19 protein-coding genes are annotated in these 23,792 nt (G+C 43.2%); 2 read left to right on the top strand and 17 right to left on the bottom strand.

All coding sequences use genetic code 11. From position 1 onward, the window contains the following. Positions 1-87 precede the first annotated feature (87 nt). The 7 genes from R3P39_RS04115 to R3P39_RS04085 form a co-directional block, all read right to left on the bottom strand. Positions 88-5,925 carry a DUF4011 domain-containing protein gene (locus tag R3P39_RS04115; protein ID WP_336565832.1) on the bottom strand — a complete coding sequence of 1,946 codons (5,838 nt, stop codon included), beginning with the start codon at positions 5,923-5,925 and terminating at the stop codon, positions 88-90. 287 nt (positions 5,926-6,212) lie between these two features. Continuing rightward, complete coding sequence (locus tag R3P39_RS04110; RefSeq protein WP_336565831.1) at positions 6,213-6,539, bottom strand: YbaB/EbfC family nucleoid-associated protein; 327 nt, start codon at positions 6,537-6,539, stop codon at positions 6,213-6,215. 62 nt (positions 6,540-6,601) lie between these two features. Beyond that, a complete protein-coding gene (gene dnaX / locus R3P39_RS04105) occupies positions 6,602-8,878 on the bottom strand; it encodes a DNA polymerase III subunit gamma/tau (protein WP_336565829.1) in 2,277 nt (758 codons plus the stop codon). A gap of 2 nt (positions 8,879-8,880) precedes the next feature. Then, positions 8,881-9,426, bottom strand: coding sequence for an adenine phosphoribosyltransferase (apt, locus tag R3P39_RS04100; RefSeq protein WP_336565828.1), 546 nt, complete (start codon positions 9,424-9,426; stop codon positions 8,881-8,883). Positions 9,427-9,816: 390 nt separating this feature from the next. Beyond that, positions 9,817-10,566, bottom strand: a complete 750-nt coding sequence (locus R3P39_RS04095; RefSeq protein ID WP_336569234.1) for an HvfC family RiPP maturation protein — start codon at positions 10,564-10,566, stop codon at positions 9,817-9,819. Next, positions 10,566-11,405 (bottom strand): HvfB family MNIO-type RiPP peptide maturase, encoded by an 840-nt coding sequence (locus R3P39_RS04090; RefSeq protein WP_336565827.1) that lies wholly within the window; start codon positions 11,403-11,405, stop codon positions 10,566-10,568. Before R3P39_RS04090 ends, R3P39_RS04095 begins: the two co-directional genes overlap by 1 nt. Before the next feature lie 94 nt (positions 11,406-11,499). Next, a complete protein-coding gene (locus R3P39_RS04085; protein WP_336565826.1) occupies positions 11,500-11,988 on the bottom strand; it encodes an HvfA family oxazolone/thioamide-modified RiPP metallophore in 489 nt (162 codons plus the stop codon). Between the two features lie 256 nt (positions 11,989-12,244). Here R3P39_RS04085 and R3P39_RS04080 point away from each other — a divergent pair, with 256 nt between their 5' ends. After that, positions 12,245-13,228 carry a tRNA-dihydrouridine synthase gene (locus tag R3P39_RS04080; protein ID WP_336565825.1) on the top strand — a complete coding sequence of 328 codons (984 nt, stop codon included), beginning with the start codon at positions 12,245-12,247 and terminating at the stop codon, positions 13,226-13,228. Positions 13,229-13,265: 37 nt separating this feature from the next. After that, a complete protein-coding gene (locus tag R3P39_RS04075) occupies positions 13,266-13,625 on the top strand; it encodes a conjugal transfer protein TraR (RefSeq protein WP_336565824.1) in 360 nt (119 codons plus the stop codon). On the opposite strand, the gene R3P39_RS04070 is transcribed toward R3P39_RS04075, so the two are convergent. The 10 genes from R3P39_RS04070 to R3P39_RS04025 form a co-directional block, all read right to left on the bottom strand. Then, a complete protein-coding gene (locus R3P39_RS04070) occupies positions 13,622-14,662 on the bottom strand; it encodes a hypothetical protein (protein ID WP_336565823.1) in 1,041 nt (346 codons plus the stop codon). The two genes, R3P39_RS04075 and R3P39_RS04070, sit on opposite strands and share 4 nt — an antisense overlap. A 36-nt stretch (positions 14,663-14,698) precedes the next feature. Continuing rightward, positions 14,699-15,958 (bottom strand): tetratricopeptide repeat protein, encoded by a 1,260-nt coding sequence (locus R3P39_RS04065; protein WP_336565822.1) that lies wholly within the window; start codon positions 15,956-15,958, stop codon positions 14,699-14,701. Between the two features lie 13 nt (positions 15,959-15,971). Further along, positions 15,972-16,586, bottom strand: a complete 615-nt coding sequence (locus tag R3P39_RS04060) for an energy transducer TonB (protein ID WP_336565820.1) — start codon at positions 16,584-16,586, stop codon at positions 15,972-15,974. Further along, positions 16,586-16,990 (bottom strand): ExbD/TolR family protein, encoded by a 405-nt coding sequence (locus R3P39_RS04055; RefSeq protein ID WP_336565819.1) that lies wholly within the window; start codon positions 16,988-16,990, stop codon positions 16,586-16,588. Before R3P39_RS04055 ends, R3P39_RS04060 begins: the two co-directional genes overlap by 1 nt. A gap of 14 nt (positions 16,991-17,004) precedes the next feature. Continuing rightward, entirely contained in the window at positions 17,005-17,529 is a 525-nt protein-coding gene (locus R3P39_RS04050) for a MotA/TolQ/ExbB proton channel family protein (protein ID WP_336565818.1), read from the bottom strand. Further along, positions 17,529-18,890 (bottom strand): MotA/TolQ/ExbB proton channel family protein, encoded by a 1,362-nt coding sequence (locus R3P39_RS04045; RefSeq protein ID WP_336569232.1) that lies wholly within the window; start codon positions 18,888-18,890, stop codon positions 17,529-17,531. Before R3P39_RS04045 ends, R3P39_RS04050 begins: the two co-directional genes overlap by 1 nt. A 6-nt stretch (positions 18,891-18,896) precedes the next feature. Next, positions 18,897-19,667 carry a DUF3450 domain-containing protein gene (locus tag R3P39_RS04040; RefSeq protein ID WP_336565817.1) on the bottom strand — a complete coding sequence of 257 codons (771 nt, stop codon included), beginning with the start codon at positions 19,665-19,667 and terminating at the stop codon, positions 18,897-18,899. Positions 19,668-20,070: 403 nt separating this feature from the next. After that, positions 20,071-20,715, bottom strand: a complete 645-nt coding sequence (locus tag R3P39_RS04035) for a CatA-like O-acetyltransferase (protein ID WP_336565816.1) — start codon at positions 20,713-20,715, stop codon at positions 20,071-20,073. Between the two features lie 84 nt (positions 20,716-20,799). Beyond that, positions 20,800-21,840 carry a Leu/Phe/Val dehydrogenase gene (locus tag R3P39_RS04030; protein ID WP_336569230.1) on the bottom strand — a complete coding sequence of 347 codons (1,041 nt, stop codon included), beginning with the start codon at positions 21,838-21,840 and terminating at the stop codon, positions 20,800-20,802. A gap of 359 nt (positions 21,841-22,199) precedes the next feature. Next, positions 22,200-23,726, bottom strand: coding sequence for a fumarate hydratase (locus R3P39_RS04025; RefSeq protein WP_336565814.1), 1,527 nt, complete (start codon positions 23,724-23,726; stop codon positions 22,200-22,202). Positions 23,727-23,792: the final 66 nt, after the last annotated feature.

Genomic DNA, 23,792 nt, shown 5'->3' with positions numbered 1-23,792 from the left:
CGCTGCCTGAAGAAGCGTATTCAACAAAAAGTTACAACTGTAGCTTCAGTATTATTAACGTAATTGTGTCCAATCTATTTCTCTCGCCTAGTCAACTAATGAAAGCCAGTGCTCAAACTGCCTCACTGTAGTTTCGTGTTTTCTTTTTAGACCTAATTCAGAGCACATTTCTTCAACTGGGTTTAATTGATTATGGGTTTTAGCGTAAGTCGCTAAACCCAGAGCCTCTTCATATGCTAGTTCTTTCCAGTTTCTCTCGTATCCAAACGCGTTTACACCGCGCCAACTTATTAAGTTACACTTATCATCAGGTGAGAGCCAAATGGTTGGTGAATAGCCAGTATTCTCTTTTACTCCAGCCCATGGCTCTATAAGCTCATAAATATAATTAACTTGCTTTCTACTTGTGCGAGTTAAGCCATGTAAGTTAGCAATTTCCAGAGCAAGAGTATGTAATGTGATACCTGGCCTTTCTTTAAGTGTTTCCTTAGCAATATCGATTAATCGTGGTTTGTATTCCTCTTTAAAATAGTTATTCGCGTCAAAATCGATACTAGTAAACGGCTTTAAATCTGGCGTTATAGTCGTTTCACTTTGATCTACTGGTGATGGTTTATCATTGCATGCTTCTGCTTCTGCTTCTGCTTCTGCTTCTGCTTCTGCTTCTGCTTCTGCTTCTGCTTCTGCTTCTGCTTCTGCTTCTAACAAGCTATCCTTTTCTCTCTCGGTAGCAAGTATTTCATTTAACTTTGAATCTAACTTTTTAAGTGCGGTTTCTGAATCTACAAAATAATCCGTAGACCAGAGCCTAACGATATTCCAACCTAAACTTTCAAGGATTATTTGTCTTACGCGATCTCTATCTCTAGCTGCTGGTGAGCCGTGATATGTAGCACCGTCGCATTCGACACCAGCAATGTAGCATCCGGGTTTATCTGGATGAAGAATCCCTAAATCAACTCTGAACTTACTGACACCAACCTGTGTTTGGACCTTCCAACCCATGTTGCGTAATTCGTTTGCAACGGCTTGTTCAAAATCACTATCAAACTGATCCACTCCGTAACGAGCCGACGTACTTTCCGCAAGTGAAATAGGCCCTCTTTCAGCAAACTCTAAATAATGTTTTAAATGTTCAATAGCAGTTGAAGAGGTACGGCTCAAATCAATCATTGAAGAATCAAAACTACTGAAAATTACGACTTCAGTCGTTGCTCTCGTAATGGCAACATTAAGTCTGCGCTCACCACCTTGTTTGTTTAATGGACCGAAGTTCATACTCATCGTTTTCGCTTCTGGCTCAGTAGGACCATAACCTAAACTAAGCATTATGATATCTCGCTCATCACCTTGAACTGACTCTAAGTTTTTAACAAAAACAGGTTCTCTAGTTTCTGCTTCATGAAAATACTTTTCAATTTTTGGGTTATTCCTTCTAGCATCATCGAGTAAGTCTTCAATAGTGCGTTGCTGCTCTGTGTTTAAAGTAACGACACCAATTGACAATTTCTGTTGCTGCTTGTTGAGCAATCGCTTAGTGATTTCGTTTACAACAGCCTGTGCTTCTTTGATATTGTTCCGACCCTTGCCCTTTGCATAAAGGCCATTAACCCGATGTAAAGAAACAGCTGACTCTTTTGTCTCTGATGATGGGTAAGTTACTAATGAGTTTTCGTAGTACTTGCTGTTTGAGAATGCAATTAGAGTCTCATGTTTGCTTCGGTAGTGACCCATCAACCTTTTTAGCGGTAATCGAGCAGCTAAAGCTTGATCTAAAATAGATTCAAGATCTTCTTCATCTGGTGCATCGGAAGTACCGGCCGCGAAGAAGTTGGTTGGAGGCATTTGTTTAGGATCACCAACAATAATTACATTGCGCCCTCTGGCAATTGAGCCGACAGAATCCCATGTTGTCATTTGAGATGCTTCATCAAATACAACTAGGTCAAATCCTCTAAAGTCTGATGGCAGAAATTGAGCAACAGATAACGGTGACATCATCATACATGGAGTAAGCTCCAGCAATGACTCACCAAGCTCTTTAATCAAAGCTCTAATTGGGATATGACGAGTTTTTTTCTGGATCTCTTTCGACAAAACTCCGAAGTGACGGTCGTTTTTAGCATCTTTGACTTCACTAGTTGGCACTCGACTTGAAGCCAGAGCAATAATGTAATCACTTGTTACTTCAGCTACTTTTTCATCTAATTTACGGAATGCTTCAATAGTAGCTTCATGTGTTGAAGCCTTAAATTCTCTTAAAATTACACTGTCATCAATCAAAAGAGGTGCAAGCCAAGAAAAATAAGCTAACTCAAATTGCTCTAGTAATTCTGAAGATGAAATAACACCTTGGCTTAATGCCTGCTCAATAGAGTCTAAACCTACGCTATTAGCTTGATCTTTGGCGCTAACCCATTCACACCAGCTTTTAAGTTTCGCTTGATTGTTTTTTATTACACTCAAGGCTTGACTTAATGCAGTTAAATTTAAACCTGAAGTATCTGTGACATTGAAATCGAGTAAGTTATTGTGCGCCTGTTCAAACTCTTTATAACTAGAGGCGAAATCATCTAATTTAGCCTCTACTTGAGAGTTTTCAATAAAATCTCTGCCGTCAACAAATTGCTTTTTAATTACTATTAAAGCTTCTGCTGGGTCATTACATAACGAAAGAGCGCTATTTAACTTAGCTTTTACTTTTCTTCCGAACTCCAGGGTAGCTATTAAGTCTTTCGAAGTTGTTAACCAACCTTTCCAAATACCTAACGCTTCAAGTTCACCATTAGATTCAGAAATATCATTGGCAAGCTGCTTTGCTTCTAATAGCTCAGCTAAAATAGAAAGATCACTAAACTTCTTAAACCCAAACTCATTTGCTTGTTTATTAACTTTCCACTTAGCAAATAGAGATTTAAGCCAACTACTATTTGCAGCTTCATATTCTGAATACCACCTGCTTATTGGAGCTTTCAATAGCTGACTAACTTCAATATTGCTACCTAGCTTGCTAGTAAGCTCATCTAACTTTTCTTTTTTGAGCGCTAAGTTCTCTATAAGCTCAAATCGCTCGTTAAGGCCTGATTTTAAGACAAAAGTTATATCAAGATACTTCACAAGTTCTTTTAATTCATAAAATGAATTCAAGGCCAAGAAATTCTTGTTGTTCAGCTCAGGTGCATTGATGCCTAGGGTAGAAAGAGCCGATTGGAATTTATCTGTAATACTTTCAAATTCAATAAACCAAGCTTCAACTTTATTTATTAGCTGGCTTTGCCAAACATTTGACCATGCAGTAGCATCTATATAAGAGAAGCTAGTAAAGTCGAGTTCTTGAATATCTTCAAAGGCAATTTTAAGCTGCAAAACGATTTCATTTAGTGTGTTCAAGTCACTTTTTAAGGTTTTATCTGCACTTAAATCTAATGGCCAATTTAAGTTAAGTTTGACTTCCCCCTTATGAAGAGCAAGCCTTGATATTGCGTCTCGAACGGATACTCCTGACTGTGATTTTTTATGTAGCTCTCTCACATAATCATTTAACTTATCTTTTTTATCCTTTAGCTCAGAAACATGCATAGACCACGCATTAGGATTTAATCCCTCTCTTGATTGCCAAGCCTGAGCTAATTGCTCTAAAACGACCTTTTTGTTCGCTTTATTACTGTGAAGCTCTAAACATAGATGGTCCAAACCTATTTTTTGCAATCGCTTGTATACTACATTCAATGCAGCCATTTTTTCAGCTACAAATAAAACCTTTCGCCCCTTACCAATATTATGAGCGATAATGTTAGCTATTGTTTCGGATTTACCTGTCCCCGGAGGTCCTTCAAGTACAAAATCTTGCTCTTTTGCTGAAGCATCAACAGCAACTAACTGAGAACTATCACAATTAAGAGGCGTAAACACTTCAGCAGGGTCTATATCCTCATCGACTTGATATTGTTCAACAAACTCAGCAGATTGAATATAAGCATCTTTGGGACTTTCAACTAAGTGCTGAACAAATCGATTTTCTTTTAAGTCATCCAATCTGTCTCTTAAGTCTTTCCACATCAAATATTTTGCAAATGAAAATGAAGATAAAACTAATTCCTCAACTACCTCAAATCCCTTTTGCTCACTGACAGCCTGCCTTACCTGACTCCAAATAAATGGGACATCTATCCCACTTTCATCTTCAGGCAGCTCATCTTTAAATACATTTAAGTTGATATCGTGTTCAGATAGCAAAAACTCGATCAAAGTAAGATTAAAGATTGCTTCCTCACCTTGTAATTGCTCAACATAAATGGGAGCTCGAGCACTTTTTCGAGTGAGGCTAACTGGAATAAGAATTAATGGGGCTTTAAAGCTTCGGGTATCCTCTGGGTTCTCTTTCCACTTAAGGAACCCCAGTGCTAAGAAAAGTGTATTTGAACCACTTTCTTCTAAATCATTTTTAGCTTTTCGAAACAGCTCGATAGCATTTTTTTCTACTCTTTTAGGAGGCTGGTTAGCTAATAAAACTTTATTATTTAACTGATTAAGAGCGTACTCTTTATGTATTTCCGAGCCGGTTTGAAAACGAAATAGCTCACTGTCTCGTTCAGAATCAAAATATGGACTTTCTTGAGTTGATAAGAATTTAAACTTTGTCCCATCCGCCAACATATCTTCCATATTAGCTATATCAGGACAATATAACTTTATAGATACCGACTTATCATTGAAATTTAAAAGTTTATTTCTCTTAGTTAAGTCAAGAAGCTTTCGGCACCATGAGTCAATGCGTGTTTCAGGGCTTTCTTCGACAATACGCTCTTCAGCACGAACGGGAGGTAAAGGAGGAACCTCAGGTAAAGTAAGATCAACAGTTTCATCTACTGATTCAGTTTCAGCTTTAGCCTCTTCTATAGTTGATAACGGCTTAATTGACTGAGCTCGTGCTTGGCCAATATCTAAAACCATTACGAACTCTTCTTCTTTATCCTCGTCAAGTAAATTTCTGGCATGATCTTTTGCTTGTTCAAATGTAACAGGAGAAGCATTTGTTACGAGCGTTGTTTCAAACAAGACTAAGTCTCGGTTATCCACGCGCTTTCTTATATCCTGCGGATCATCATTACAAAGAATTGGCAACTTTTCATCAATTAACCAAGCACCAGCAAAAGCATGCCCACTAGTGATAGCCACCACAGGATTTAGACCCATAGCTTCTATACAACTTGCGAATAAGACAGAAGAATCTAAACAAGCGGCCATTTTAGATTGGCTGATATCCGCTGCTAGACGAATACGTTGGCCAGTTTTTGCGAAGCCTTGAGGAGGGCTAACATATGCTAACTTTTCTTGAAAAATGACATTCCAAAGCGCAGCAAGCATCAAATATGCCTTTTCTCTAGTGTTCGACTGATATCCATCCACTGAGCGTCCATGACCACTACTTTCTAAGAGTAAAGCAACTTTTCTAACTATAGATTCTACGTATAAACCATTTGGCTTTACAAAAGCAGCTAGTAAATCTGGCTGACGACTCTCTCCCCCCCAAAAATTGGCAGGGAGAATACTCACTTTATGCTCACTACTGCACAAGAGAAGGTTTTCATCATCCAATAGCTCAAATTTAAGCCCTAGAAGAACTTCTTCGGTCAGGCCAAAAAGTGTTTCAAAAGGAAATTTAAGTTCTTTGACTGGTAATTTAACTGACTGTCCAGCAATCACTTCATCAATAAGCCACTCAGAGGAGTCTAACCAACCTTCAATAGCATTCAATCTTAATTTTAAATTACTTAGGACTGGTTTGTCGTAACATTCCGGCACAATGATTTGGATATTACGCAAAACTGAATATGAATTTTGCTGTGCTGCAAGTGAAAAAGTCGAAATTACGTCAATTTCTAACTCAATATTGTCTTGCTTTTGCTTGTTAATTTCTTCCATGAGATATTTGACCCCTTTCTTCTTGCTAATGTAGCAATAATATATTTAACCAAGTTAACCATAACATCCTAATAGGTCAAGAAACATGCGACACATCAAATGGTTTTTGGTTAACACCTAATTGGTTGATTAAATTCTAAAGTGAGCCAAGTTTGCATGGTAAAATCATACATTGGAAAATGGAAAGCTAGATAAGAAATCTGGAGATATTTTAAAAGATAAAATTTAATGTCTGTGCTATTTGTAAAAATAGCGCCTTAACGGCGCTATTTTTATAAGGTTTTACATTAAAACGGCATTTTCATACCAGGTGGCATTTGCATTCCACCGGTTACTTCAGACATACGCTTTTGCGTTTCTTCACCAACGCGACGTACGGCATCGTTAACCGCAGCGGCAAGTAGGTCTTCGATCATGTCTTTGTCGTCTTCCATTAAGCTTTCGTCGATATCAACGCGCTTAACGTTGTGACTGCCTAGCATAGTTACTTTCACTAAGCCTGCACCCGCTTCGCCAGTCACTTCTAGGGTTTTAATTTCTTCTTGGGCTTTTTCCATGCGCTCTTGCATTTGCTGCGCTTGCTTCATGATGTTGCCCATTCCGCCTTTAAACATACTCTGCTCTCTTGTACTTCAATAGGGTTTATAAGATAAAAGATAAGGGCTAAAGCCCATAATTACAATGCTTGAACGCTATTTTCATCTAACGTTGCGTCAAATTCTTGCACAAATGCACTGACCAAGGGGTCGCTTTGCATGGCGCTTTTCGCCTGTGCTAGGCGATGTTGATCTAATTGCTGCTGCACAATAAAAGGCGTATGTTGCAAGCCATCGCTATAGCTAATAACTAATTCAATGGCTTGCCCCAATAACTGGGATAAACTCTCGGTGAGTTTTTGTCGTAGCGCTTGCGAATCCAGGTGTTGTTGGTTGCTATCTACTTGCAACGTAACCTCTGAGCCGTTTTGGCTAAAAATACTGTGCAGCGCATACTGACGGATTCGCCCTCCCAATTGCATTTGTTCAATCATACTCGCCCAATCATCTTGCTGATGGGCAAATTTAATCTCGCTGATGGGACTGACGAAATTTTCCGGAGCTGGTATCTCTACCTCGTTACCCTCTGTATCCGAGGTGGCCGGCTCTGGTGATAATTGCTCTAATAGCTCAGGAGCTAAATTTTCCGTGATCGGTTTGTGGCGTTCTTGAAACGCGGCTTTTTTCTCCGGACGAGGACGCGGCGGCACCGGCTCTGGCGCTACGGCAGGTTGCTCGTTGGGCTGCTCGAACGCGGTGGTGCTAGCCGTTTCGGTTGGCGCCTCAGGCGCCTCAGACTTTTTTACCTCGCCATTTGCCCCCACCAGTTTGCCAGCCCCAGAGATATTACGATTCTTTAATATTCGTGCTATTGCAGACTGTGCCTGAGAGTGCTGCTCAGAAACGTTGCCGACTTGCTGTTGTGGTGTTGAATCATCCGCAGCTGCTGGCACCGTATCTGATTGCGGTTGAGGTTGCGACTCACTGGCTACAAAGTGATTAGCGGCATCAGGCGTAAAGCCTTGCTCAGCAGCCTGTGACATAACTTGGTCATATTGCTGGGCAATGTCTGTTTCCGTCGCCTCAGTCACTGGTGGCGGGCTACTTTGCTGTTCTTGTTTCGGCGCTTGCTGCGGTGTCTCAGTCGTAGTGCTTTGCTCTGCTGGCGCAGAAGGTGGCGTGGTATTCGCAACCTCACCTTTGCTCACAGCTGCTGGCTCTTGAGGCTCTGCATTTGCTACGGTGGGCTTTTTTAATAGCTCACGTAAACCGCCAACCTTGTCATCCTTTTGCGGTGAGGGGGCACTGGACACAGGCACAGCCGCAGAGTGATCATCGCGCTCGAATGCTAACAGTCGCAACATGATCATTTCAAAGCCTAATTTCGGCTCAGGTGCCCACTTTAAATCTTTTTTGCCATTTAATAGCAATTGATACAGCAATTGCCCCTGCTGTGGTGACATTTGCTGAGCAAACAACTCAATATCGTTACTATCAAAGTTCGATATCTTGGCCGCACTCGTTACCAGCTGGGTCAGTTGAACTGCGTGTAATAACGCAATCATATCGTCTAACACACTGACAAAGTTGCCATTTTGTAGAGCAATTTTGTCAACAGCTTGCATCAAAGCTTCACCATCATGACACAAGATGGCCGAGAGCAAGATAACCGCATGGGCGCTATCCATTAACCCTAGCATTGACTGCACCGCCGCTAGAGTAAGATTACCGTTAGTTTGAGCAATCGCTTGATCGGTTAAGCTCAGGGCATCTCGCATACTTCCATCGGCGGCTTTGGCCAAGGTTTGCAAGGCCACAGGATCAAAACTGACTTGCTCTTGTGGTAACACCTTCTGCAGCTGCTCGACAATTTGGTCTTGCGTCATGGCATTAAGGTTAAATTGCAAACAGCGGGATAAAATAGTCACTGGCAGCTTTTGCGGATCGGTGGTCGCCAGTAGAAACTTAACGTGTTGTGGCGGCTCTTCTAAGGTTTTCAACAAGGCATTAAAGCTATGCTTTGATAACATATGCACTTCGTCGATCAAGTACACTTTGTAGCGTCCCCGAGTCGGAGCATATTGCACGTTATCCAAGATTTCTCGCGTGTCTTCTACCTTAGTGCGAGAGGCCGCATCAATTTCAATCAAGTCAATAAACTTACCTGCTTCGATTTCACTGCAGGCACTACACTGACCACATGGGGTCGATGTCACCCCTTGCTCACAGTTGAGGCTTTTCGAAAAGATTCTGGCAATGGTGGTTTTGCCCACACCACGGGTTCCAGTGAACAGGTAAGCGTGATGCAAACGTTGTTCATTCAGCGCGTTAACCAGCGCCTGCTTAACGTGCTCTTGCCCCATTAACTGGTGGAAGTTTTGTGGTCGCCATTTTCTTGCCAGAACCTGATAGCTCATGCTTATTCGCCTTCGAACTCAACTAATGAGAGGATTTCAATGCCTAAGTCTTTGACTTTTTGCTCGCCGCCAAGACCAGGCAATGAGATAACAAATGCGGCATCAGTGGCTTCACCACCTAGGCGTTTAACCAATGCTGCGGTCGCTTCAATAGTACCACCTGTTGCCAACAAGTCATCTACTAACAATACTTTGTCACCGGCCGCAATCGCGTCGGCATGGAGCTCAAGGGTATCTTGGCCGTACTCAAGCTCGTAAGACTGGCTGATCACTTCACGTGGTAGCTTGCCTGGTTTGCGTACAGGAATAAATGGAATACCCAGCTCATAAGCCAATGGCGCCCCAAAAATGAAGCCACGTGACTCCGTACCGATGATTTTAGTAAAACCAGCGTCTTGGTATGCTGCAACAAAAGCATCAATGGTTGCTTTGAAAGCAGCAGGATTTGCTAGTAGTGATGTTACATCACGGAACATAATACCCGGCTTTGGGTAGTCCGGAACAGTGGCAATACTGTCTTTGATTAATGACATGTTCGCTGTCGTCATAATGATATGCTTTAATTTATTTACAAAAGAGTGAGATTATAACAATTTTCTCGGTAGTTGAAACCGACAGAGCAAGATTGCCTACCCTGATGTCGAAAAACAGCACATTAAAAACACAAAAGGCTGCATAATGCAGCCTCTATTGGATACCAGTTGAATTAACTGGGGTGATCGGGTTTACACGATCGCCGTTGCCCAACCAAGAATGGCATTTAAACAGCCAATCCCTGCAAATACAGCAACAAAAGCCAAAAAGTACTTGGCATTAAACGGATCTTTAAAATCACCTTGAGACATAATACTACCTTTAATTAAGACTCACCCTGGCGCCCCAGTGATGAGTTAGCACGACAAAAATCAGGCGGTATAATAATCGATGTTGCACTTGGCTTAAAGTACTTTTGCCAGCAAAATGCCGCGGCTAGCAAACTCAGTTAAGGTCTGTTCAGCCCCTTGCTGTAATTGCTCCACGCTAAACTGCGGAGCTTGCGCTTGGATGTCAGCAACCAGCTCCGCTAAGGTAATGCCTGGGTTGCTGTCGATTAAGGATAATAACAAGGCCGTCATTGGGTTTAAGGCAATAAACTGCACTTCATCCTCGGCGTCACGATACAACACAAAACTATAGGTTTCACCGCTGCAGGATTGTGGTTGATGGTCAGCAGTAATTTGGTGAACTGGATATTGGTAGTGCCCTAAACGCACCGTACTGGCCAGTTGTAAAGCGGCAGAACTTAGATTGTCGGCCTCTAATACCCGCTCACCGGGGCTTTCTTTGGTGGTCGCCACATCGAGCTCAAGCCATTCATAATGGGCAAGCTCTAGCAAAAAACTGGGATCCTCCGGCCGAGGTTGATATTCAGTTTGTAAAAACAGCAAAAACTCTTTACTGATATCTAAAAAGTGAGGGCTTTGACAGTCGTGAACCACAAAAAACTGCCGGATCAACTGCTGCCATGCAGCGTCACTATATACGCTTTTAAGTACTGGAAATGCGCTACTCACAAAGCCTTCAATGTTATTAAAAAACAGCTCTTGATAGACCTTTAAACGACGCGGTTCAATACCAGTGGGTGCTGGCTGATTTTCTGGGTCACGAATATGGGCCATAAACGCTTGTTGGGTTTCGATAAACGACATCATTGTGACCGCACTGTGGATGGCTTAACTTGTTTTTGCAAATCGACTATCTGCTGCGCTTCATGCATTAACTCAGCGAGCGGCGGAATATTAAAGTCGCGCTCAAGTAAGGTTGGAAATAGACCATGGAGCTCATAAGCTCGTTGCAATAATTGCCATACAGGGGCGCACACGTCTGCTCCATGGGTGTCAACAAGTAAGTCTTCCGCCTCAACGTAATGTCCGGCAATATGGCCGTAAGCAATACGTTCTGTGGGCATGGCCGCCAAAAATTGCTCCGCGCTGTAACCATGATTAGTGGCATTTACGTAGATGTTATTGACGTCTAGCAGCAGATCGCAATCCGCTTCTTCAAGCACCGCTAAGGTAAAATCGAGCTCTGACATTTGTTGTCCAGGAGCGGCATAATAAGACACATTTTCTACTGCAATGCGCCGCTCTAGTCGGTCTTGTACTTCACGAATACGCTTTGCCGTATGCTGTACCGCCTCTTCTGTAAAGGGTATGGGCATTAAATCGTACATGTGACCGCTGCCCGAGCAGTAGCTTAAATGCTCACTGTAAATGGCCACTTGATGTTGATTAAAAAAGGCTTTTAATTGCTTAATAAAGTCAACATCTAGCGGCGCTGGCGCCCCTAGAGATAGCGATAAGCCATGACAAATCAAGGTGTGGTTGTCACTGATTTGCGCTAATTGCCGTGCTAGCTTACCACCAAACTTTATCCAATTTTCGGGGGCGACTTCATAAAAATCGACTTGCTTTGGCGGGCTACTCAAAACGTCATCTAGCATTTCACGGCGCAGTCCCAAACCAAGGTTACCTATTTCGTTGCTCATTACTCTCTCAGTTACGGCTGGAATAGCAATAAATGCGTGCACTTACACGCATTTATGATAAAGCTCAGTAGCATGACTACCGAGCCGGTGCAGCTCAGTGGTTGCCACCGCATTTGCCTTCGCCGCATTTACCTTCTTTTTTACCTTTGGCATGGCCACCGCATTTGCCTTCACCACATTTACCTTCTTTTTTACCTTTGGCATTGCCACCACATTTGCCTTCACCACATTTACCTTCTTTTTTGCCTTTGGCATGACCACCGCATTTGCCTTCGCCACATTTACCTTCTTTTTTGCCTTTGGCGTCGCCACCGCATTTGCCTTCGCCACACTTGCCTTCTTTTTCGCCTTTAGCGTGGCCGCCGCATTTGCCCTCGCCACACTTGCCTTCTTTTTTGCTTTTCGCGTCGCCACCGCATTTGCCTTCACCACATTTACCTTCGCCAGCATCTAGCTGGTAGCCTGCGGTCATGGTTTCAAATGAAAAAGGATTCGCGTTTGCGTCTGTAGCAGTTAAGCCGGCAGTACCAGCAACAACCGCACTTAATGTTAAAGCAATTGAATTATTCTTGACGGTATTCATGTTTCTTTCTCTCAAAATGGTTATCGGTTCTATTAGAAGACCTTGAGGTGCCATAAATTATTTCACTATCGTCGCAAAAAATGACAACTTCTGCCAGTCATTCACTTTTCGCAACCACGGCAAAAAGACAAAACAGTGACTTCACTACGTAGTTTCGCTAAAATAGCGCGCTTTTCTTAACACAGTTAAGCCTAGTATCTGCCATTTGTCATGGTCAGTACAGCACTCGATATTTTTACCAGGCACAGGAAATAACATGAAACTCGTACTCGCCCCAATGGAAGGTGTGGTTGACTATAAAATGCGTGAGCTATTAACCGACATTGGTGGCTTTGACTTATGCGTAACTGAGTTTATTCGCGTCGTCGACCTGACCTTTCCACGCCGAGTGTTTACTCGTTATTGTCCTGAATTACTAAATGGTGGCTATACTCGCTCGGGTACCCCTGTGCGTATTCAACTGCTCGGTCAAGTGCCCCACGCTTTGGCTGCCAATGCCAGAAAAGCCGTTAAGCTTGGCTCACATGGTATTGACCTGAACTTTGGCTGTCCGGCAAAAACCGTAAATAAAAGTCGTGGCGGCGCGGTGTTATTAAAAGAGCCAGAGCAAATTTATCAGATCATTAAGGCGGTACGAGAAGCCGTACCAGCAGAGCAACCCGTCAGTGCCAAAATTCGTTTAGGCTTTGATGATGATGCTAATAGCACAGAAATCGTTGATGCCGTGCAACAAGGTGGTGCATCCAGTTTGGCCATCCATGCCAGAACGAAACGCGACGGTTACCGACCGCCCGCCTATTGGGAAAAGATCCCTGCTCTTTTGACCAGACTCACCATCCCGGTGGTTGCCAATGGGGAGATCTGGCAGGTTGAAGATGCCATGCGCTGCCAGCAAGTGAGTCAGTGCCAAGACCTAATGCTAGGTCGAGGGGCGCTCGCCATGCCTGACTTAGCGGCAAAAATAAAAGCCCATATACAGGGCCGTGATTATCAACCATTAACCTGGGGGCACGTTGTCCATCACATTGTTAATTCATCCATGCATGACGACGAAAACATGAGTGAAAAGTACTTTTCTTCCAGAACCAAGCAATGGTTAGGTTACCTAAAATTACAGTACCCAGAAGCACACACGTTATTTGACGAGATTAAGCGCCTAAAGAGCAAGCAAGACGTCGTTACGGTGCTGAACAAATCCGCAAAGTCTCCTGTTCTTGATTCAAATCATAACAGCCAATAGCGAGTGAAAACATAATGGGGCTCTAGAGGAGAGCGCCATGAATGAAAATACACCAACACGTTATCAGCAGAGTTTACTCACCGAGTTAAACCAACTGCGCAGCGACTTTTTAGGGGAGTTAAAAGCTTCACCTAATGAGTTTACTCATAATCTTGCCAATATCCTTGAAATAAACCCACCTAACAAGTGGCTTGATATTGTCATGGAAAAAATCAATCCTGAGCAATTTCCACAGTACGATCGTTTAATGAAAGTTGAAGCGGCTTTGTGTCAAATGGACATTGGCCAGTTTGGTTATTGCTGTGATTGCGAGCAGGCCATCGAGCCTGAGCTACTAGAGCAAGACCCAGCAGCTCAGCGGTGTGGTGGTTGCCATGCTAAACTCGCTAAAAACTAGCCAGTATAAGCAGCAAATATGGTGGCCGGGAAGTAAATAATATTATTAACCAGTTGTTGCGCTTGTTGTTCATTCAGCGCTAGTCTTGAGTTAAGCGCAACAACAGCTTGCTTGGTCGACCAACCTTGAACATGTATACCAATGTCAATTTCCATCAAAACCCGTAACAGCGATCTATACGGCTTCAGTTGTTGCTGACATGACCCTACTGTGGCGGGAATATTAATAAAGCCATCGCGCCAGTTAAGCCCGCCTACCTGAGCACAATCCGGCCCTAATAATGTTAATATTGCCGGTTCATTCAAGCTCAACGTGAGCTCCCCTAATTGCCTTATTGGCTCAAGTTCAGAGCCGCTTGCTAATTGCGCTAGAACCTGGTTTGGCGACGCCTGAATATTACCGTAAAAATTAAGTTTCGATTGATACCACTCTTTGCCATTAGGCAATTGTTGCAGGCCTGGCATTGCTCGCGGTTTGTAACTGCTAAGGTAGTTATTTAGTGCTGTAAATGCCGCACTATTGTTCTCACTTTGCGCCAACTGCTCTATGATCAGTCTAAGGTCTATGCGACTCAACTTAATTTTACTCTCAAGCCCCGCTTCTAGCCTTGCTTTTACCAGCGTTAACCACTCTTCTACTTGAGCCGATGTAGTCTGGTTAGTTAAGTTTTTTAATACTGGGAGGTGCGCAGGCCAAGGTAAAAAACGTTCGGGATAGCGCTCTTGAATTTTTAAATAACTAAGCTCTTTTAGCGCCGTGGCATTGGAGTTAGACAACTGGCTGTTTAGTAGCTCATGACGGCGAGCTAAATACGCATCGCTAAAAGGTAACCTAGTTAGGCTAGTTGACGCTGTGTTAGTAGACGCTGTGTAAGCAGAAGCACTTGACTGCAGCGCCACATTAAGCTGTTGCAACTGCTGTTGTAACTGTTGTTGTGTAAGTATAGTGGTTTTACTATCCGTGCAGCCAACTAAAAAGCTTAAAAAAAGTAGAAGTAAAAGAGGTATGTGTGATTTCGACATCATCTTGCTTGTCATTCCAGAATCAAAAAAGCCCCTTGCGGGGCTTTTTAATTACAGGCTTACGCCTCTACGCTGTGCTTTTTCCTTGATAAAGTTTGCCCAGCTTCTAGCAAATTTACGAGTGCGAGGATCTTCCTGCGCCTTCTTAATTGCTGAGTAAGCTTGTTTAAACTTATCTTGATAGTAGTAAGCTTCTGCCAAGTCAGAATAAGTAGTCCCCTCTTTATCGGTTCCTAACTCAAGTGCCTTGTTAAGCTTAGTTACTGCAGCACTGAACTGCTGATCTTGCAACAGCAAGCTACCAGACTTTCTAAAAAGCTCTGCATCGTCATCAAACTTTGCAGCTTCGGCATAGTATTTAGCAGCTTCACTAATGTGCTTCGCTTGGTGGAAATAACTCGCTACTGCAGTGATATTCTGCTTAGTACGCTCGATATGACCATCTTTAATGGCTTTTTCATAAGCGAGAGCCGCTTTCCAAGGAATTTCAACCAGTGAATACAAACTACCTAAAATCTTGTAGTGGTTCTCTTTTTCAAAGTAACCGTTATCGTACGCCACTTCCATTACAGTCAAACCTTTGCTGTAATCTTCAGTTTGTAGATAGAAGCTACCTAGACGAGTCCATGATTGCGGATCCTCAGGGAAGATCTTAATCATTTCTTCACCTACCTCAACAGCCTTTTGGAACTGTTTAAGGTCGAAGTAAGCACCAATTTTCATTAGGTAGTATTGTTTGTTAGGCTCCTCAGACGCAGCAATTGCTTTGTCTGCAGGCTCAATAACATTGCTATATTGCTTAAGCTCGTAGTAACCCTGAGCGATACGACCATATACTTTAGGGTCGTTCTCACCAGTGAAGTCCATCCAAGCGTAGTAGGCTTTAATACCTTCAGCGTACTTTTCAGTACCTAAAAGTAAGTCGCCTAATAACTTCATCAAGTCGCCTTGCTCTTTGAAGTTAAGTACGTCTGGAGCAACTGCTTGGCGAGTGTATTTAATCGCTTCTGCGTAGTTCTCTTTTTGAGCGTAAAGCTGGCCTAGGTAACGGTTAACTGTTGCTTTGTCGAACTCGTCTGAAGGGTCTAACTCACGAAGCTCGGCAATCGCTTCATCAACCTTATCTTCGTTATAAAGTTCAAACGCTTTAGCAACCTTTTTACCTACGCGCTCACCCATTACTTTCGTTTTTGCGTTTTTGCGCTTTTCTATTTCTTCATAGTTAGGCGCTGCAGAAACTGCTGTTGAGTACATTCCGCCGGTTAAAGCAACCAGAAGAGCAAGAGCCGTTAACTTAGGTAAACTTTTCATGTCTTGCCTCCTATTAACCTTGGTTCAGCGTGAAATCAAGCTGAACAGTAATGCCAGGCTGCTTCTGTGGTTTACCGTCAACAACTTTAGGACGGTATTTCCACTTACGAAGTGCACGCTTAGCTTCACGGTCAAAGATACGTCTAGGTTCAGAGTCGATAACTTCGATGTCTTCTACACCACCAACTTCGTTGATTGTGAAAGACAAACGAACCCAACCTTCTTTACCGTCACGCGCTGCCTGCGGCGGATATTTCGGCTCAATTCGAACGATTGGTGTAGCATCACCATCACGACCAAATTCGCCAGGCCCAGATAAACCACCTGCTGTACCACCTAGATCGATACTAGGCATGTTAAAGCCGAGTGCACCTGCAGCTGGATCAGCCGTGTCAGGCTGAGGCGGCTGCGGTTTAGGCGGCTGCTTTGGCGGTGGCGGCGGCGGAGGCGGGACACGCTTCCGCTGCTGCACCTTAGATTCAGGTGGATTCGACATAATCTCGACGACGATTTCTTCTTTTTGAACATCCGCCCTATCCGCTCCTCCGGAGATAAGATAAGACATAAAAAAGAACAAGCCGAGAGTTACTGCCCCACCTGCTAGAAGTGAAAACAGAAGTCGAATCATTACTGATCTCCAGCTATTGAAATCTTCAGGTTGTCGCCAGTCGCTTTGATTTGGTCCATAACCTTAACAACTACACCGTGCTTCGCGCCTTTATCAGCTTGAATGATTACCACGTCTGTAGGTTGCTCAGCCATTAGACTTTCAAGGTTTGCACTTACACGTTCAACATCAACCTGACGCTTGTCCATCCAAATCTCACCGTTTTCACGGATAGCGATAAAGATGTTCGCATTCTTGGTCTTCTGTGCTTGTGCCGCTTTTGGCTTGTTAACCTCAATACCAGCTTCTTTTACAAAAGAAGTGGTTACGATGAAGAAGATAAGCATGATAAATACGATGTCTAGCATCGGCGTCATATCAACTGCCGCTTCTTCTTCCTCACGAAAACGTTGTTTACGTGCCATAATTCAATCTCTCTCTAGTGATGAGGCAAGCTATCAATAAGCTTCTCTTTAGCAATTTTTGCGCGTGCTTCTAGACGCGTGCTAAAGAAAACACCTGATAGTGCCGCAACCATTCCAGCCATTGTTGGTATCGTAGCCATTGAAATGCCAGAAGCCATTAATCGTGCGTTACCCGTACCTTGAGTAGCCATTGTCTCAAATACTGTGATCATACCTGTCACTGTACCTAAAAGACCGATTAAAGGACACATCGCAACCAATGTTTTGATAATCAACATGCGCTCATCTAATTTTTCAGACGCTTCAGAAATCCATGCATCGCGGATTCTGTGTGCGTACCAAGACGTAGTATCTTGGCGGGCGTCCCATTTGGCGACAATTTCCTTATGTAATCTTGGAAATTCACCTAATAGGAACCAATAGCGCTCAATCATTAAAACCCACATTAGAAAGAGTGCTATTGCGACCACGTATAATACATCGCCGCCTGTAGCAACAAAATCCCTGATAGATTCCCATATCTCCATCAGGACTAACATTAGGCTTTCTCCTTCTCCGCGTGAGCAGCAACAATACCTGCGCTTTGCTCATCTAGGATGTGTAGAACCGCTTTACTACGACCAGCTACGATAGCGTGTAGTAGAATTAGAGGTAGAGCTGCAATCAGACCTAGTGCTGTTGTTACTAGCGCTAGAGAGATGTTACCTGCCATGATCTTCGGATCACCAGTACCGTATAGTGTGATTGATTCGAAGGTTAGGATCATACCAACAACTGTACCTAATAGACCTAGTAGTGGCGCGATAGCCGCTAAGATCTTGATGATATTAACACCCATCTCGATACGTGGTGTTTCACGTAGGATAGCTTCATCAAGTTTCAGCTCTAGGTTTTCAACGTCTTGGTCTTTATTGTCGTGGTAAACTTTCAAGATACGACCAAGTGGGTTGTTGCTGTTAGGGTTATTAGCGTTTTTGATCTGTGCTTTGATCTTGCCGCTTACAATTACTAAGTCAAGCATACGAACAACTGCAATCAACGCACCTAGGATAAGTAGTACTGTGATGATATAACCAACTGTGTCACCTTGGTGCCAGCGCTCTTCCATCGTTGCACGTTGCGTATTAAGTTGAAGTAGTGAACCACGAGTTGGGTCAACTGCAAACTTAACATACTCACCAGCAGATGCCGCGATCAAACGGTCAACGCCAGCTAGTTCACCACTAGGCTGTTTACCAAGAGGAACAATTTGCTTGTTCTCTGCGTCGTAAATAACGTAGCCGTCTTTGGTTACTAGGTTGAAGTTACCAACACGGGTTACTTCTTTAACGTTTACGTCACCGTTAAGCTCTGATACTTCTGATTCAAACTTAGAAACTTTAGCTGATTCAGTCATTTCAGTTTGGAATGCAATCCAAAGGTCTTCAAGTTCACGAGTAGTAGGAAGCTCTTTTGCTTCTGCTAGTGAACGAAGTACTTCAGCGCGTCCTGGCTTTTCAGCACTTACAAGTGATGCTTCGATAGAACCGATGGCATCAGCTGCTGAACGACGAACCACACCGAACATCTCACCAAGGGTACCCTTGGCATTTTCAAGCTCAACTTCTTTCTCAGCAAGAGTGATTTCGTTTTGCTTGAACTGCTCGTTAAGACGCTCACCACGTGCTTTTTCAGCCGCTAGTTCACGCTTCGCTTTGTTCAGTAGCGCTTGCTTGTCAGCACGGTCGCTTAAGAACTCTTGCTCACGTTGCTGATTGATTTTACCTTCAGAGATACGGTTTTGTTTAACCTGCTCTAGGATTTTATCCAATGCTTCAGTGTTTGCGTGTGCATTTAGCGCGGCACCAGCAGAAACTGTTAACGCTGCAGCAACTGCAAAACCTTTAAATAGTTTCTTCATCATTAATTACTCCGCGCCAAAGATTGGTAGGTTTACAAGTTCAGGAGCCGCTTGCTTACGGGCAATACGGATCATGCTCTTAACAGGCTTAAGGTATTCTTCGCCTAGTTCATCCCACTGCTTAGTGTTGTTGTTCCAAACCCAAGCGTGCTTTTGGTCGAACGACTGAGCAACGTATGCAATACGGCCAAGACGTGCGAAGTCAACGTTGATGTTTTTGCCATTTTGTTCAAGTGAACCCTGGCTAGCTACCATCGTTGTGCTGTAGTCAGTTTCGATAGTGTACGCTTCAAGTACCTGACGGAACTTTTCAGACGTCGTCACTGATGAGTTAGACATGATGCTGCGTAGTTTTTCAACGCGCTCTAGACGGGTGTCCATGTTAAACGGAACGTCCGCTTTGATGAATTGCTCAAGCGTATCGATCATGCGATACATCAAAGGCACAACGTCCTGTTTTGTCTTGTCAATAGTTCCGATTTGACGCTCAAGAGACTCGATACCAGCGTTCTGGTCTGCTACTAGACGTGCAACGTGGTCGTTGTACACTTTTAGCAGTTCTGTTTCGTCGATGATGCCGCGGTATTCCGCAATCATCTCTTGAGATTGACCGTAAATATTATCGATCTTTTCTTGAGACTTTTTAGCAGCCTTTTGAGTTTGTTGACCTACTTTTTGTATGTCATTCAAAGGATCTGCAATCACATTGCTGCTTGCAAAAGCTGTCGCGCCTAAAAGCGCCGTAGCTACAAGGCTCTTTCTGATTTTAACAGACATAGTTCCCAACCAATTAAGTAATGTTACTTTTATAATTTTCGCGCTCTCAACAATAGAAGAGCAACCCTGATATCTTTTGTCAGATATCAACTGTCCAATAATGCTAAATGCAACACGATGTGTCAACTTCACTGTGAAAACATTTTTTGTCAATAAATAAGTAATAATTATATATAAAACATAAAATTAACATCAAAAACACAGCAAAATATACACAACCCTCGTAAAACCAACCTTTTGAATACGTCGTTTACAATGTTTTACATCTACTTTATTCCAATAAGCTGAATAGATATTCCAAATAGAATTTATGAATAGTCATAAAAAACATAAGTTTAGAACAAAAAACAGCCAAAAAACCCGTGAAATAATTTTGCCAAATTCAATTTATCGCAAAAAATCTCTATTTATCCCAAATTGCTTGATCTATTTTTTCTTGAAGAATTTGAATAAATTCAGCGACGTGTAGACCATCCATTAGTGCATGATGAACTTCGATACAAAGCGGCATAGTACCGTCTGCTTTGTTATATTTGCCAAACACCAGTTTAGGAATGCCAAAATCATCCTTACTTAAGCGCGCATGAGCAAAACTTGTAAATGACAGCCATGGAAGTATAGACACATGTACACAATTTGGCACCTGACTTTCACTTAAAAATTGCTGCGAAATAAGCTTACCTTCCAACTGCTCCTCTTTATTGTGGACATTGACACTGATAAACCTGGAGAAATCCTGTTCAGGGGTTAAGCGGACAAAGCGAAAGGTATCGTCTTGGCGCAAAAACACACTGCTAATATCAACCTGCTCATATTCATACGGCACGCCTTCCTCTATGCGATAGCGCATGGGCGCATAAGCCGCTAAGGCCAGTTGCAACACATATAAACAGCTAAGAGAAAATGGCACCCCTTCGCGCTTACTCATTTCATAAATACGTTGCATTTGCAGGTTTACTGTTACCGTAAAATAAGGCTGTTCGAATTGATTATAAAAGCCAAAGTGCTGCTTTCGCGGCCAGGTATCCAGTGCAAGCTTGTTCTTCATCTCATCATCCCAAGAGCAATTTTTGATACAAAAAAGGAGGCTAACGCCCCCTTTTATTAAGTGATATGCCAGACGGCCACCTTATTATAGACCGTTTTTAATGATCTCTTGCGCTAATTCGTCAGCGATAATATGTGTCGACTTTTGTTCTGCTTCTGAACGTTTGAAAATCTCCGTCAAGGTATCATAAATCCCTTCAACGTGTTTTGTTGCCGCGGCTTTGTCATACCCCTCAGCTTTGGTTTCATAATACACATTGATAATACCACCAGCGTTAATGACATAATCAGGTGCATATAAAATGCCTTTCTCACGAATGATTTCGCCGTGACGTGATTCTGCCAGCTGGTTATTTGCACACCCTGCAATGATCTTAGCTTTAATACGTGGAATCGTATCGTCGTTGATTGTTGCACCTAATGCACAAGGCGCATAGACATCTACGTCTAAGTCGTAGATTTCATCGATGCCAACTGCAGTGGCGCCAAAGTCGTTAACCACACGATCAACTGATTCTTGGTTAATATCCGTCACAAACAGTTCTGCACCCGCTTCATGAAGGTATTTACACATAGTGTATGCCACAGCACCTAAGCCCTGAACAGCAATTTTTACACCTGCAAGATCTTCGTGGCCATGCTGATGCTTATAAGCGGCTTTAATGCCTAGGTAAGTACCAAGCGCCGTTAATGGCGATGGGTTACCACTCTTACCTTCAAGACCCATGACATAATTGGTTTCTTTGTGCATCATCATTACATCACCGGTGGTGATGTTAACGTCTTCTGCAGAATAGTAGCTACCGCCTAAGCGCTCGAGGTGCTTACCAAACGCTCTGAAAAGTGCCTCTGATTTAATCGCTTTAGCATCGCCAATAATTACTGATTTACCACCACCAAAGGGTAAGCGTGCAACCGCATTTTTGTAGGTCATGCCTTTTGATAGGCGCAGTACATCGTAAACAGCATCTTCATCCGAGGCGTAATCCCACAGACGACAACCGCCAACGGCTGGGCCTAGGTTAGTATTATGTACCGCAATGATGGCTTTTAATCCCGATGCTTCATCGGCACAAAAGACCACCTGCTCATGGTTATCAAATTCAACTTGGTTAAATACAGCCACTTTCTTCTTCTCCAATTGTCTGTTCCCAAACGGGTAAGCTCTTTGTGCTTGCCATCATAGTTTGATGCTAAAGAGCCACTAGCGCTGAAATTGGCAAGACTCTATCACTAACTGTAGCACCATTCCAGAAAATGAGATGATATAAACCTGTTTTTACATAAATACAAATAATCATTTCTTTCAATGTTGAAAAAGAGCAATTTATATTCAAAAAGAGAAAAATAAAGACCGATAATATCTAAATTAAATCTGTTTTTTGAACTGACTGTTTACGTAAACGGAAAGCTGAGGCTATGCGTAAACAAAAGGATACAAAAAAGGAGGCCATAGGCCTCCTGATGTCGTATTTTGCTCAGCGCTTAGCTTAGTTTGCTATCAAGCTCTTCGATTTTTGCTTTCCAAATCGCTGGCCCTTGAGTGTGGGCGTTCGCGCCTTCGCTATCCACAGCGACAGTTACAGGCATGTCTTCCACTTCGAATTCATAAATGGCTTCCATCCCCAAATCCTCAAATGCCACCACCCGGGATTTCTTAATGGCTTTGGCCACAAGGTAAGCCGCACCACCTACAGCCATAAGATACACTGACTTATTTTGTTTAATTGACTCAACCGTTGCAGGGCCACGCTCTGCTTTACCAATCATACCAATCAAGCCTGTTTTTTCTAGCATTAGATCAGTGAACTTATCCATACGCGTTGAGGTCGTTGGGCCAGCAGGGCCAACAACTTCGTCTCCTACGGCATCCACAGGACCCACGTAGTAGATAAATTTATTGGTAAAATCAACCCCTTCAGGAAGGCCTTCACCTGAATTGATCATGCCTTGCAGACGTTTGTGCGCAGCATCACGACCGGTTAAGATTTTGCCCGAAAGCAACACGGTTTCGCCCATTTTCCACTCTTGGATATCTTCTTTAGTCAGGGTATCCAAGTTAACGCGACGAGTATCCTCGCCTACTTCCCATGTCACCTCAGGCCAGTCTTCAAGTTTTGGCGCTTTAAGGTCGGCAGGACCTGAACCATCAAGTGTGAAATGAACATGACGTGTGGCCGCACAGTTTGGGATCATGACAACAGGCTTTGAAGCCGCATGGGTTGGCGCGGTTTTGATTTTAACATCCACCACCGTGGTTAAACCACCTAAGCCTTGAGCACCAATACCCAGCTTGTTGGCACGCTCAAAAATTTCTAGGCGTAATTTTTCTTCCGCCGTCTCAGCGCCACGTTCTTGTAATTCATGAATATCAACCGGGTCCATCAGTGACTCTTTTGCCAATACCGCAGCCTTTTCAGCAGTACCACCAATACCTATACCTAACATGCCAGGTGGACACCAGCCAGCTCCCATGGTCGGCAAGGTTTTCTCTACCCATTCTGCGACATCGTCAGAAGGGTTTAGCATCACCATTTTGGTTTTATTTTCTGAACCGCCGCCTTTTGCAGCAATCATCACTTCCACCTTATCACCCGGCACCATGTCAATGTGCACTACTGACGGGGTATTGTCTTTGGTGTTTTTACGGCTTCCAGCAGGGTCGGCAACAATCGACGCTCGTAATGGATTGTCTGGGTTAGTGTAAGCACGGCGGGTGCCTTCATCGACCATTTGTTGCACCGTCAGTTCCGTGTTGTCCCACTTCACATCCATACCGACTTTTACAAAACAGGTAACAATCCCGGTGTCTTGGCACAATGGACGCTTGCCTTCAGCCGACATGCGAGAGTTAATCAAGATTTGCGCGATAGCATCTTTAGCCGCCTTACTTTGTTCTTTTTCGTAGGCTTTTTCTAATGCTTGGACGAAATCTAAAGGGTGGTAAAATGAAATATATTGCAGCGCATCTTCGATGCTATCAATAAAGTCTTGCTGACGGATTGTACTCATGACGGTTCCTCAATGTTATGACGGAATTTTTTTGCTAGGGCTGGCACCAACCTAGCGCCGCTTGCG

The sequence above is a fragment of the Pseudoalteromonas sp. UG3-2 genome (genome assembly GCF_037120705.1).
Classification (GTDB): Bacteria; Pseudomonadota; Gammaproteobacteria; order Enterobacterales; family Alteromonadaceae; genus Pseudoalteromonas.
The sequence above is the reverse complement of the archived record's forward strand: the minus strand, read 5'-3'. Positions and strand labels throughout refer to the sequence as shown.

Coding starts and splice junctions, on each gene's coding strand:
- R3P39_RS04115 (WP_336565832.1), bottom strand. CDS start 5,925: ATGGAAGAAATTAACAAGCAAAAGCAAGACAATATTGAGTTAGAAATT.
- R3P39_RS04110 (WP_336565831.1), bottom strand. CDS start 6,539: ATGTTTAAAGGCGGAATGGGCAACATCATGAAGCAAGCGCAGCAAATG.
- dnaX (WP_336565829.1), bottom strand. CDS start 8,878: ATGAGCTATCAGGTTCTGGCAAGAAAATGGCGACCACAAAACTTCCAC.
- apt (WP_336565828.1), bottom strand. CDS start 9,426: ATGACGACAGCGAACATGTCATTAATCAAAGACAGTATTGCCACTGTT.
- R3P39_RS04095 (WP_336569234.1), bottom strand. CDS start 10,566: ATGTCGTTTATCGAAACCCAACAAGCGTTTATGGCCCATATTCGTGAC.
- R3P39_RS04090 (WP_336565827.1), bottom strand. CDS start 11,405: ATGAGCAACGAAATAGGTAACCTTGGTTTGGGACTGCGCCGTGAAATG.
- R3P39_RS04085 (WP_336565826.1), bottom strand. CDS start 11,988: ATGAATACCGTCAAGAATAATTCAATTGCTTTAACATTAAGTGCGGTT.
- R3P39_RS04080 (WP_336565825.1), top strand. CDS start 12,245: ATGAAACTCGTACTCGCCCCAATGGAAGGTGTGGTTGACTATAAAATG.
- R3P39_RS04075 (WP_336565824.1), top strand. CDS start 13,266: ATGAATGAAAATACACCAACACGTTATCAGCAGAGTTTACTCACCGAG.
- R3P39_RS04070 (WP_336565823.1), bottom strand. CDS start 14,662: ATGACAAGCAAGATGATGTCGAAATCACACATACCTCTTTTACTTCTA.
- R3P39_RS04065 (WP_336565822.1), bottom strand. CDS start 15,958: ATGAAAAGTTTACCTAAGTTAACGGCTCTTGCTCTTCTGGTTGCTTTA.
- R3P39_RS04060 (WP_336565820.1), bottom strand. CDS start 16,586: ATGATTCGACTTCTGTTTTCACTTCTAGCAGGTGGGGCAGTAACTCTC.
- R3P39_RS04055 (WP_336565819.1), bottom strand. CDS start 16,990: ATGGCACGTAAACAACGTTTTCGTGAGGAAGAAGAAGCGGCAGTTGAT.
- R3P39_RS04050 (WP_336565818.1), bottom strand. CDS start 17,529: ATGTTAGTCCTGATGGAGATATGGGAATCTATCAGGGATTTTGTTGCT.
- R3P39_RS04045 (WP_336569232.1), bottom strand. CDS start 18,890: ATGAAGAAACTATTTAAAGGTTTTGCAGTTGCTGCAGCGTTAACAGTT.
- R3P39_RS04040 (WP_336565817.1), bottom strand. CDS start 19,667: ATGTCTGTTAAAATCAGAAAGAGCCTTGTAGCTACGGCGCTTTTAGGC.
- R3P39_RS04035 (WP_336565816.1), bottom strand. CDS start 20,715: ATGAAGAACAAGCTTGCACTGGATACCTGGCCGCGAAAGCAGCACTTT.
- R3P39_RS04025 (WP_336565814.1), bottom strand. CDS start 23,726: ATGAGTACAATCCGTCAGCAAGACTTTATTGATAGCATCGAAGATGCG.